9 protein-coding genes are annotated in these 12,115 nt (G+C 58.5%); 5 read left to right on the top strand and 4 right to left on the bottom strand.

Annotated elements, in window-relative coordinates:
* Nucleotides 1-10 precede the first annotated feature (10 nt).
* Together LDO14_RS05430 and LDO14_RS05435 are read right to left on the bottom strand one after the other, a co-directional pair.
* Entirely contained in the window at nucleotides 11-919 is a 909-nt protein-coding gene (locus LDO14_RS05430) for a hypothetical protein (RefSeq protein WP_223994219.1), read from the bottom strand.
* Nucleotides 909-2,978, bottom strand: a complete 2,070-nt coding sequence (locus LDO14_RS05435) for a hypothetical protein (protein ID WP_223994221.1) — start codon at nucleotides 2,976-2,978, stop codon at nucleotides 909-911. Before LDO14_RS05435 ends, LDO14_RS05430 begins: the two co-directional genes overlap by 11 nt.
* 233 nt (nucleotides 2,979-3,211) lie before the next feature.
* On the opposite strand from LDO14_RS05435, the gene dcm reads away from it, so the two are divergent.
* The 5 genes from dcm (at nucleotide 3,212) to LDO14_RS05460 (ending at nucleotide 9,531) form a co-directional block, all read left to right on the top strand.
* Nucleotides 3,212-4,519 carry a DNA (cytosine-5-)-methyltransferase gene (gene dcm, locus LDO14_RS05440; protein ID WP_223994229.1) on the top strand — a complete coding sequence of 436 codons (1,308 nt, stop codon included), beginning with the start codon at nucleotides 3,212-3,214 and terminating at the stop codon, nucleotides 4,517-4,519.
* A gap of 146 nt (nucleotides 4,520-4,665) precedes the next feature.
* The gene (locus LDO14_RS05445; RefSeq protein WP_223994232.1) at nucleotides 4,666-6,072 is read left to right on the top strand and encodes a transcriptional regulator; all 1,407 of its coding nucleotides are present in this window, start codon (nucleotides 4,666-4,668) and stop codon (nucleotides 6,070-6,072) included.
* Entirely contained in the window at nucleotides 6,072-7,901 is a 1,830-nt protein-coding gene (locus LDO14_RS05450; RefSeq protein ID WP_223994234.1) for a DEAD/DEAH box helicase, read from the top strand. Before LDO14_RS05445 ends, LDO14_RS05450 begins: the two co-directional genes overlap by 1 nt.
* 148 nt (nucleotides 7,902-8,049) lie before the next feature.
* A complete protein-coding gene (locus tag LDO14_RS05455) occupies nucleotides 8,050-8,727 on the top strand; it encodes a DUF3883 domain-containing protein (RefSeq protein ID WP_223994236.1) in 678 nt (225 codons plus the stop codon).
* 108 nt (nucleotides 8,728-8,835) lie between these two features.
* A complete protein-coding gene (locus tag LDO14_RS05460) occupies nucleotides 8,836-9,531 on the top strand; it encodes a hypothetical protein (RefSeq protein WP_223994244.1) in 696 nt (231 codons plus the stop codon).
* Between the two features lie 745 nt (nucleotides 9,532-10,276).
* On the opposite strand, the gene LDO14_RS21650 is transcribed toward LDO14_RS05460, so the two are convergent.
* Nucleotides 10,277-10,813 carry a HEPN domain-containing protein gene (locus LDO14_RS21650; protein ID WP_346656250.1) on the bottom strand — a complete coding sequence of 179 codons (537 nt, stop codon included), beginning with the start codon at nucleotides 10,811-10,813 and terminating at the stop codon, nucleotides 10,277-10,279.
* A gap of 2 nt (nucleotides 10,814-10,815) precedes the next feature.
* Complete coding sequence (locus LDO14_RS05465) at nucleotides 10,816-11,979, bottom strand: DUF262 domain-containing protein (protein ID WP_223994246.1); 1,164 nt, start codon at nucleotides 11,977-11,979, stop codon at nucleotides 10,816-10,818.
* Nucleotides 11,980-12,115: the final 136 nt, after the last annotated feature.

The raw sequence follows: 12,115 nt of genomic DNA on the forward strand, positions 1-12,115 counted from the left end.
CGCTGCATCTTTAGCGCACTTTCAGGTGTTGATGAATGGATCGAGCTACGGCGAGAGCAACAGAGCTCGGTACGTTGTGGTATGTCCACGGTCCACCGGTGGTCTTGACGGGACTGACCCCGCTGCACAGGGCCAGCGCTTGCCGGTGTTGCACCGGTAACGGCAGGCCGGCGTTGACATGAAGTGTCCCAATGGGATCTTCGGCATCTTCGAGGATTTCAAACTGGAGATACTGGCTGTCTACTTCGGACATGGTGAGGCACATACCTTCTGCATAGCCGATTGAGGACCAGAGCCCCGATCTGAGCAACCAGTATTGCCACCGTCCGTTTACGATTTGTTTGTACAGTCCGTCCCGGCGAAAAGCTTCAACATGGGTGAACTCTCGTTGGAAGACGTTGAACATTTCGACTGCTGACCCGTAAGTGTTGGGTCCTCCTGCTCGAGGCCCTGGAACGAGCAGAGGAAGGTTCGCGGCTAGGGACGAGGCAGCACAGGGGATGAACCCTGCTCCTGCGTTGGCGGCAATTTCGCTTAGTTCTGCTTCACTGTCGTATTCAAGGAGAAGGGTTCCTGGGTCGCCAAGCGTCGTTGTCCCGGTGTCCGGAGCTCTCACTTTGTGCAGCACAGCCTCCGCTTCAAGCCTTTCCTCCAGTTCCGCTGTTCGTTGGCCGATTACCAATGCAAACGCCGAGGATCCAGGGATTTGTGTCAGTACGGTTGGTCGAATTTGCCATTTGCTTTCCGGCCACAGCAAATCTAGATGCCCCAACACCTCCAGACGCCGAAGATACGCTCGAGCCGCATTCGTTTTGGCATGAGGAGGACCTTCCATCAACGCGGCGACTGATGACGTCACGTCGGAAAGGCGGCCATGACCACGAAAACTCAGCCACTTTAGGACGAGATCACCGTCCATAGATGCTGTCCTCCATCGACTGTGACAAATACGATCTCCACAAGAGGTCTTCGTTATTGATGGTTTCCATTGCTGCACGGCGCCAAAATTCCTGGGAATGGCCATCTAGTGATTCGAAGTTCGGTGGATCACTTGATGTCCGTTGGGGCCGCGACAACTTCCCACCCCGTTCGGTTAAGACCCAAGTTGTACCCGTCGGGACAGAAACTTTCCACTGGTAAGACTGCGGGAATCCGAGCCTGGTAATGAAAAGCGGAATAGGAGGTTCACCACGCCTTCGTACCAGCCCCGAGGGAGATACGAACCATACAGCGGCATTCCGTCCCCTTCTGCAGAGCACGTACTCGGGAGCTCCCGCTTCACGCGCCGGATCCGGAGGCACCACATCGTCTTGACCTTTGGTGTGCGCTCCCTCCCACTGAGCGGCAGAACCGGTGGTGTGGACGAAAAAATCCAAGGTGACACCAGCGACGGAAACTGTGTGCTTTCCCCCAGTCAAAGGCCCAGCGACACGAAGGGGAAAGAGGGAACCGTTGGCCTTCAGTCGTGTTCCGGGCAGTCTGTTGTCAAGGACAACGTGTACGAACTCGTTAGAAGATTCCTCTGGAAGCTGCACGTCCGGCTCACCCCCTTGAAGGTAATGGCGGCCGCCGACATCCGTCCGTAATTCAAGACCGTTCACAAGTTTGGGCCCTGAGTTGGGAGGTGCCTTTAGGAGCTGGCCCAAGCTATTGAAGGCCCCTGCCGCTGACAGGTCAATCGGCTCTACCAAGGACACGTCTACATAAACGGCCCATCCTGGGAAGAGCTTGCCGCGCAGCTTCCAGTAACCTGACGCGGCACTTTTCGTGAGAAGTTCATCCATTTCCGCAACATCGGTGTCCCGCACTACGAACATGTGTGGTTCATCTGGAGTGGCCTCAGGCATTGACTGCCACTGTCCCGATGAGGGATCGATGCGCAAGATCCACATGTCACGCACATTCTTGGTCAGGAAAGCTCTCGTTCCTACTGCGCGGAAACGATAATTAATCAGAGGAGCGCCTTGGGGGAGGCTGCCTTCTACGACGTCGTAGAAGGATCCGTAATCGGGTTTTTGGATCGAGAAGAGGGAACCGTTGTCCTGCCTGAGCTGGTCCATTTCCAGCCGCGGATCCACAGGGATCATCCAGTTTATCGACCAGTCCTCTGGGTCGATACACATGCGTAGGTCCAACCGTACGCGGCCCTTAACCACAGCCGGTCCGGAACTCTGCTCGGCAGCCAATCTGCTAATCACAGCCAAGAGCAACGGATTTCCCTGGCCCTTCTGAACCAAGTCGACGAATGCCGGGGAGAATCCTCGTGGCTTGTCCATCCACAACCGGAGTAAGGCCAGTAACTGATCCGGTGCCGATTTGGAGCTTCTATCAACCCGAAGTCGGTCAAAAAAACCGGACAAACGTTCCCGGTCGGACGCTTTCAACACGGTCTGAGAAAGTGGATAACCGATTCTGTTGAAGGTCTGATGAGTGCGGATCGTGCTCGGGCCTAGGAGATCGTCGTTCCTCTCTATCCAGTCGTCGAGGGCCTGCCACATGTCTGCAACTAGATCGAAGTGTTTTTGTATCCCGGTGGCCGTGAGTCTGTTTGTACCTGACGTCATCAAGCTGACTAGTCGAGGATAGTAAGCAGCAGAGGAAAATGCCCCGTCGTTGCGCATCCTGGATCCTGCGATGACGGTGACGGCCAGCAGAGGCAAGCATGGTGGCGCTTGATCCTGCGGCCCCTTCCGCCATGCTGCCATCCGTCGGTCAAGAGGCTCGAAAATTGCCGATGTGTGAGTTTGCCTGAGCTCTGCGAGAACAGCCGAGCGCAGTGAAGCCACGGGATCAGGTAGGTCGGGACAAATACGCGCCATTTCATCATCATCGAGAAACATGATGATGGGCTCATCTGGTCGGTCCATCGGAAAAAATTCTTCGGACAGCTTGGCCTGCCACCTGTCGTAGTCCATATGACTCCCCAAAACTTCCCTGTCCCCCACATCGTGATTGTATTCGCTGGTACTGACACGCATTGCTGGCCCCACAGCTACGAGGATCGATCATCGAAATCAATGGAGGCTGGAACTGGTGAGGTCAGTGTAAGTAGGACTAGAGGTACTAGCGGGTAATGATGCTGCTGACATGCCGATGATGGGACTTCGACCTGCTCAGTGGGAGAGCCAGTGGAGGAGGAAGTGCGTTGTTGCACATGTCGGTCGGCGAGCGTCCCGTACGGAGTCGGCGGGTCTGAAAGAATAGACACATCATGGATGAAATGAAACGCGCGAGCGAGCTGACAGTGGTCGAGATCTGCGCTGGGGCAGGTGGTCAAAGCCTCGGGTTGCACCTTGCGGGGTTCCGGCACACACTCGCAGTTGAGCTTGACCGCGACGCGGCCCAAACCCTCGAGCTTAATCTTTCTCGCCTTGCAGCCGCTGAGGGGCAGCCGGAGCCGAAAGTTGCAGTGGGGGACGTCGCTGACGAGTCAGTGTGGAACCCCACCGAACATGCGGGAGTCTCGCTGCTCGCGGGCGGAGTGCCCTGCCCCCCGTTCTCGATTGCCGGTAAGCAACTCGGTTCGTCGGATGAGCGCGATTTGTTCGCCTGGGCCGTCGAGGCTGCTGGTCGCATGCAGCCTGACGCGGTGCTGCTGGAGAACGTCCGCGGGCTATCGATGCCGCGTTTTGCCGGGTATCGACAGGCCGTCCTCGACCGGTTGGCCGAGCTGGGTTACCGCGCCGACTGGCGGCTACTTGAGGCAAAGGATTACGGTGTCCCCCAGCTGCGGCCTCGCTTTATTCTCGTGGCCCTGCGGGAAGAATTTGCACCCTATTTCGCGTGGCCTGAGCCGACACCGGCAGTACAGACGGTGGGCGCTGCGCTCTATGATCTGATGGCAGAAAACGGTTGGCCCGGCGCGGAAGCTTGGGCAAAGGGGGCCGACCGGGTTGCCCCGACCGTTGTTGGGGGCTCCAAAAAGCACGGCGGGCCTGACCTTGGCCCAACACGGGCGAAGCGCGAGTGGCGCGCCCTCGGAGTCGACGGCCTTGGGATCGCAGACGCAGCGCCGGGCCCAGATGTCCCAGTGGACTTCGTCCCCAAGCTGACGAATCAGATGGTTGCCCGCATTCAGGGCTGGTCGGGCCACGCGTACGAGTGGGACTTCGCCGAACGCAAAGGGCGAAAAACTACAACCTACCGGCAGATCGGTAATGCGTTTCCCCCACCGGTAGCTCGGGCTGTCGGGGTCGCTATCGCATCCGCACTACGTAAAGACGGAACTCCGTCAGGCCGCCACGGCGCGGGCAGCCATGACGAGGTTTACCGCGCGCTACGCGAGCATCCTGGATTTGTCTCGTTCGCGGGGTTGCGGAAGGCGCTTGGAGGGAGTCTCACCGACAGTGATATAGAGCGCAGGATTGACTTCATCAGCCGTGACTTTGAGGTTGAGGTTCGCGTTCGCCGCGGCGTGTCAATGTACAAGCTCGGGGAGTGGCGGGCGTTCCGCGGGCAGGCGAACCACGCCCGCCACGAAGTGTTTGCGGTCGATCGCTTACGCGCCAAGGTTAGCTAGCCGCCTCATCTATATGGCGCTCTTTGTGAAGATCTTGTTGGTGCAACGCCATGTGGGCTTCGCCGACAGTGTGTCGCGAATTGACGTCTGACGGTCAAGGCTCAATTTTCGGAACACTAATTTTGATCAAGTTTTAGGAGTTTTCCATGCCAGACTTCGGCATTCCTCCCAAGGGGGAGGAAATCAAGGCAGTCATCGACCAGCGCCTCAAACTGGCGATGACTGAAAACGGTGCGAAGGTCACGATTGACTGGCGTGGTGAGCCTCGCCACCTGTACGTGATTTCTGTGCCAGTCGATATGCTCTACTTCAACCCGGATACCCACCGAATCCGTGCTCAGCGGACCCTCGACCCAGAACGCGATAGGGCCATAGAGGTGAACCCCTGGGGGCAGGTAGCCCAGGACTACCTCCACGATCTGCTTAGGCAGCGGCCGTCCAACCCGGACCAAACGGACCCCGATTACACCGCGCTGATGGACGAGCTGGACGACGTCGGTCAGCGCGAGCCCGGGATCGTTACCCCTCACGGAATCCTGGTCGACGGCAACACTCGAGCCGCCGCGCTTATCGATCTCGGCGAGCAGAACATCAGGGTCGGCGTTCTGCCGGAAGACACTTCGCGCAAAGACATCAACGCCGTGGAGTTGTCACTCCAGCTGCGGAAGGACCGCCGGCGCGACTACTCCTACATCAACCGACTGATCGCGATCGACGAGGAACTTGGGCGCGGGCGCACGGAAGCCGATGTTGCGAAGGATTTCAATATCAAGCTTGCGACGCTGCAGCGAGACCGCTGGGTCTACGCGCTAATACTCGACGCGATTGACCGCAGTAAGACCGCGGACGGGGCAGCCCTGCGTCTGATTGATTTCGAACAGCACCAAGAAAAGCTACGTGAGCTCCACCGCGACTTTTCGAAGCTGGCTATGACCGACCCTGATGCGGCCAAAACCCTGATGCAGTCGCGTCTGGCAATGGTTCTCCTGGACTACCCGAAGACTTCCTTGCGTCTCGCTGAGGCAGATTTCCACACGCGATATCTCGAGAGCCGTCTCCCGGAGGACCTGAAACCGAAATTGTCCGTTCTGGAAAAGGTCTTAGTCCCGGGTATTCCCGGGGCGGTCCTACCAGGGCAGAGTAGTGCTTCTGCCGCAGCCGAAGCTCTCACAAACCAGCTTCTCCGTGCCAAGGCTACGGCGACTGATGGCAAGAGCGCCAATCCCGCGGATGTCGCATGGGCGTCTGGTGTCATGAAGCAGGCGCGGGATACGTTCGACACCGCCGTGAAGCTTGCTGGGCAGAACGCAGAACTCGTAAAGCGGCAGACCGCGGTGCCTGAGCGGCTGACTGATGCTGCGGACTACGTCACTCAGTGTGCGAGCGAGTTCGCTGAGGCGAAAGCAAAGCGAGCCCTCGACGACGAGGCTTTTGACGACGCACTGATCGTGCTCCGCGATAGCCTCCAAAGCCTCGCCCGCCAGGCTGGACGCACCTTCTCCGCGCCAGGGGAAGGTGTTGCCTGGCTCCTCAACGCCGTCCGGTCCAGGTGATGATGCCCGACCAGCCAAGCCTCAGCATCGGCCTCGCGTTGGAGGTTACGCGCGCCCGGCTCGTCGCTCGGCCAGGGCTGGAGGATGACCTCCGTAGGCTGGCAGTCGGCTTCCGCACTAGCGTGCAACGGTCGCCAGGTAGTGTCGAGATTGAGCTCGACGATCTCCTAACAAACCTTGAGGTACTCAGTAAATGGCCTCATAAGGCAGATGGTGAGGTGCTCTGGGACGGACAGCTACAGGCGCTCGTAGTCGACTCGCTGCATGATGCTCAGACACTGTCTGGTCAGTTGCATGACCGCAGAGCGGAGGCGGCAGTGGGTTCCGAAGCCGTCCACGGCCTTCTCGGGCCTGAATGGACAGGAGACCTCACATCCTTTCAGCTGCGCGACATCGCCAAGCTGCTGTCGCTTCGGCACGGAGCCAACTTCTCCGTCCCGGGTGCTGGTAAGACGAGAGTCGGACTTGCTGTATTTCACGCGCTGAGACGCCAAGAGAATCTCGAGCGACTCCTCATCGTCGGACCCAAGTCCAGCTACGACGCGTGGTGCTATGAGAACAGGGAATGCCTGCATCCGCCGCTGTCTATGGAGGTAACCGATGGCGTCCCAGCTAGCACTGTGGAAGCAATCATCGTCAACTATGAGCGCCTCCCCAACCTGGTCAGCTCGCTTGGCCGCTGGCTCACAGAGCGGCCCTCTATGATCATCCTCGATGAGGCCCATCGCATGAAGCTCGGGGCGGACGGTGCATACGGCGCAGCCTGCCTCGCTCTCGGCCCTCGCGGGCGGCGCCGGCTTATCCTCACGGGGACACCAGCCCCGAACGGGGTCAGGGACCTCGAAAACCTCTTCGGATTCGTGTGGCCCGGTACTGGTCGCCATAGCGTACTCCGGGCGGTGAACGGTGGCGACCTAGCCGATGCGAGCCGCACGCTCAGACCTCTCTTCACCCGAACGACCAAACATGAGCTCGATCTGCCGCCAGTGGAGACCAGCCTTCGAGTTGTACCGCTGCCTCCATTGCACGCTGAAATTTATGAGGCCCTCGTTGGGCAGTTCTCCGCGCGCGCGACCGGACACGAGGGCGACTTCCAGGCGCTTGGCCGGATTTTGGTATACATGCTCATGGCTGCGACCAGCCCTGCCCTGCTCGCAGTTGGGACCACGAAGTATGAGCCGCTTGCATACCAAGTGCCGCCGCTGCCGGTTCCCGAGCGATCATCGCTTTACCAGCTGATGCAGGACCTTCCAACCTACGAGATGTCTCCGAAATACCAGGAAGTGCTTGCGATAGTTAGCGAGAATGCTGCCCAGGGTCGAAAGACGCTCGTATGGTCAACGTTTGTCCGCAGCCTCAACACGCTGCAGAGAATTCTGGCGAGGTTCGGCCCTGCCGTGGTCCACGGTGGCACTCCCGATCGCGAAGAGCAGATCCAACGGTTTCGGAGTGACCCTGACTGTATGGTGCTGCTGTCCAATCCAGCAACGCTCGGTGAGGGGATCAGCCTGCATCACGAGTGCCACGACGCGGTTTACGTTGACCGAGACTTCGCCGCAGGGCGCTTCCTACAGAGCCTCGACCGTATTCACCGTCTTGGGCTCAGGCCGGACACCACGACCCGAATCACCGTTCTCGCCGCAGAAGGCACCATCGATGAGGTGGTCGCGGCGCGGCTCGCGAGCAAGCTGAAGTTTATGGGAGGCATCCTCGAAGATCCAGCGGTTCAGCAGCTGGCTGATCTGGACGAGGAGCCTCCGGTCGGTGGAGGTTTGGACCAGGCGGACCTTCAGTCGTTGATGGGCCACTTGCGTGCGTCTACCACCTGAGCCGATCCTGCTCGCTGCCCGGCGCTGGTTGGAAATTCTCCCAGTGAGTGGTGGCATCCCACGTGCCCAGGCATTACTGGCGACCCACAAACAGTACAGCGACTTGTCACCCACTCAGTATGCGACAGCACTCGGTTGGCTGCATGACATGGAGCTACTTGAAAAGCTCGGATCGCCGATTCCGTTGGCCAACTTGGTACTCGGCGCGATCTTCGAGAATGCAGCACCCCCGTGGGTGCAGGACGCCGACGAGCTTGTTCAGTCACCGGACGAGTTGCCCTCGGACGTTGTTTCGGCCGGTGAAGTGCTGGGCCTCGATGCGGACGGGGTATACGAGCAGCTCGTCACCAGTTGGGGCAAGGTCGACACCGCTGCTCGCGAGAGGGTTGGTTTTGCGGGCGAAGCAGCGCTTGTCTCCATTCTAAACGAGTGCGCTGACAGCCGTGTTGACCATGTGTCGACGTGGTCCGATGGGTTCGGATACGATATCGCCTTCGCTCAGGGCGCTGCATCCGCCCACTTGGAGGTGAAAAGTACAACGAGGATTGGACGATTCACTGCCTACTTGTCGCGGCACGAGTACAAGGTGATGCTACGAGACCCTTGCTGGGTGCTCGTCGTCGTGCGCCTTAGCGCCAACCTCGAGATCGCCGCAGTGGGCTCAGTGCCCCGAGAGTGGATTGCTGCGGCCGTACCACGTGACGCAGGGTCTTTCGGAAGCTGGGCGTCATGCAAGCTCGAGGTGCCTGGCGAGGTTATCGAGGATCGTGTCACGCAGCTTGGGGTGGATGTCGCCAGCCGACTTCCGCCGTGGCGTCCCGTGTAGCCGCGAGCGACGGCTCGGCGAGTCTGAACCCCGGCTTCCGGTGCAGGATCGTATGATCACGGGGAACTAAATGAGCGCGCCTGGGTAGGCAAGAATAGAAGGAACATCGTGAAACAACCGGCGTGGGATGACCCGGAGTCCAAAGCGGGAACCATGATTCGTGGGGCGCTATGGCTCCTGCAGGTGGTTGGTGAGGGGGGTACCTTCACAAAGAACGAACTGCGAACGGCGTTTCCCGGCATTTCGCAGATCGACAGACGGATTCGGGATCTCAGGGACTATGGGTGGATACTGCACTCCAGTGCTGAAGACGCATCTCTTCTTGCGGAAGATCAGCGGTTCGTGAAGGCTGGAGTGCCGGTGTGGGACCCGCACGAACGCAGGCAGGCTGCGCCCCGGAAGGCGATTTCGAGCAAGGACCGGCAGACAGTCCTTATCCGGGACGGGTACATGTGTACCCTCTGTGGCATCGCGGGCGCTGAGCCGTATCCGGACGACCCCGTTATGACAGCTGTCGTTGCCGTCTCGCGACGCACTATCCGAACTTTTGACGGCCGAGAAACCGAAACGTTGATGACCGAGTGCAAGCGATGCACGTCAGGACGAGGGGCATCGCCGATTGACGAGCGCGATGTCATTACGGCCGCCGCAGAACTCAGCCCCGGAGACAGGCGGCGTTTCATCCGGTGGATGGAGCGTGGCCGACGCGGCAGCACCGAGCTCGACCGCGCATGGGCGGCATATCTGCGGGTGCCGAGTGATAGGCGACAAGACGTCGCTTACCAGCTTCGCCGGGAACAGTGAGACCACCGCCAATCTATTTCGCCAGGAATATGCTCAGTTGCGGATGCAGCGAACTCTTGGTCCCCGAAGCCTGGCCGCGGTTGCCGTGGCCGAAGCGAATGCCGAGGTGAAGGGCTACCCCGAGTGGCCGCCGTCGAACTTGCGAACGGTTCCCTGGGCTCGGGCGTGACTGAAAGGCGATCACAGCGTGCTCGCAGTGTGGTGTCATCCCAGATCATAACGGACTGGTCGATGCCAGGGCTGAAGTTGTGATCGCGTGGCGCTCCTTCCAGGCCTATCCGTCGTGGCGGAGCTGTCAGTACTCCGGCCGGTGCGCCTACCGCTACGCGATGTTGGGTCACGACCTCGATGCCATGGCAGCGGGCATGACCCCCGCACCAAGCTCATCCTGTCCTGTACGCCTAACGGCCTCGGCGTGCGTCGGCGCGTACATGACAATCAACAGCGAGAGCGTCCGCGTATTGAGACCGCTGCCCGCGTCCGTCAATCCCACGTTTTGCCTCACCAATGAGCACTAAATCGCCCGGGCGTATGGGTACAAGGAAGGCCTACAGAAAATCCAACTCCGATGCACGAACGACTGCTCGTCGGCTTGGCGTGGGATACGATTCGCCTAGACGGCTTGGCCCCGGAGGCGGCTATCACTTCACTGGGCGCTTCAAGCTTCAAAAGGGAGGCCGCGATGGATCTCTACGCGCCTGCTCGATGAATCCCATGCTGTTGCGAGGTTTTGAGTTGTATTTTCCTAGTCGTCAGCGTTTCGCGCGAGGTTCACGGAAACGGCACTGGGAGTGAGCAGATCGCTCGTCAGCCACTGATAAATCTCCCCGCACAGTCGGCGGTAGCGCTCGGGGTCAAGCTTCTGCCCGCCCGTGACGTCGCCGTGAGCGATTGGATTCCTTACAGAGTAGAGGTCGTTCAAACTGTCGCGCCTCGGCCTCGTTAAAAACTCATCAAATCGGGCGGCATGATCTTCTCCGAAGCGGCCTAATAGCTTTGCGAAGGATTCCGCATTGAGATTTGGAGCATGAGAAAAGAATGACTTGGCGAAAGCTCGGCTTGGGCCCCCGCCCGTTGAGTCGAGGTAAAGGTGAACGCACACATAAACGAGTTGTTCCAAAAAGCCAGCGCATCGTAGGCATAAGTAACGGCGAAGATCCTCTTGCAGCCTCATCTGGTCTACCGGTATGAAAGAGATGGCCTTATGGTAGCGCTCGAACTCTGATTCTAGACGTGTCCAGAGGGAGTATGCCGCGGGGTGGGCGATAGTAGTCTGTGGCATTTCTATCCCAATAACACAGAGTAGGCTGTCCTTAGCCTCCCGTACACACTGTCACGGTGAGACGTACTGCGTGAGACCCAGTCAGTGTAGTGTTCGTCGGCCCGCAGCGTTACGATCGCCTCCCTGACGCTATCAGCGCTAAGCTGTAGTCCACTCGCATGTGCAAAGATCAAGGTACCTAAAACGGCGTCCACATGCGCCGCATTTACTCTGCCCGCGTATTTTAAACCATCACGTCCATTAGCTTCCACTAACAAAGCACAACTGGCGCTGAAGGCCGCTGCTAATGAGGCGGTATCTATGTCGTTCAAAGATCCGTGCCGCTCGAGAAAATCATTTAGAAATTGCGCCATTGGGGGCTTATAGGCAGTACGTCGTAATTCTTCGTTATCCCAAGAACCGGCGATCTTTCCAAGTACTTCGGCCATTGCCAGAGCGCGCAAAACTAGCTCATGGTCTTTGAGCTTTTTATGCGCGGCCCCAAAAAGGTACCGCCATGATTTATCGTGGTTCAGTTCCCGGATGAAGTCCACCAAAGGGCCTCTGTATAGGGCTACGCGGATCTCTTGAGCCGTTAGTGATACGCCACCGCTATTCAGTCGGCCGAACAGACGGTATACAGCGTCGCGACCTTCCTCGCCAGCTGGTTCTATCACTACAGCCTGGATGAAAGTGTTGTTTAGCCGACGTTTGCTCTCACTCGAAAGTGTTTCAAACGTCGCGCCTTGAAAGTCCTCAGCTACATCTCGAAGTGCAAATTCGCGTCCATCAGGGAGGCTGCCGCTGTAGAAACTCTGCAACGTCGTGAGGCGTTGTTGCCCATCCAATACAAGGTACCGACCGTCAGGTTCCACCACTAAGAAAATGCTCGGAACAGGCCATCCTAGAAGCAGCGACTCGATGAATTTCTCCATACGAGGTAAAGTCCACACGCGCTGGCGCTGAAATCCCGCAATGGTTAGGTCGCCAGATTCGTCAGGATCAAATCGAGGTATCAATATATCGTGATCATTCAGCCGCCTGACAAGGCCTGCAACATCGAAGTCTGCACCGAAATAGGGGAGGCTTGATGGAGGTGTTTCATACAGGCCGGCGTCGTCAGCTTCAGTTTCGTCGTCGACAATAACGTCAGCTTCGTCTTTGTAGGAAAAATCGGTCTCGGTCATATCGTCCTGCTGGCTCTTAAATGGGCGGTAGGTTCAGTCATTCGGCGGTGACGGGATGGGGTCGTGTTATACAAGTTACAGCACTCGAGCTAGGCCGAATCGCGGCATCCGCTCATTATGCAATTGGATGCAGTTG

This window comes from Arthrobacter sp. NicSoilB11 (genome assembly GCF_019977375.1).
Lineage (GTDB): Bacteria > Actinomycetota > Actinomycetes > Actinomycetales > Micrococcaceae > Arthrobacter.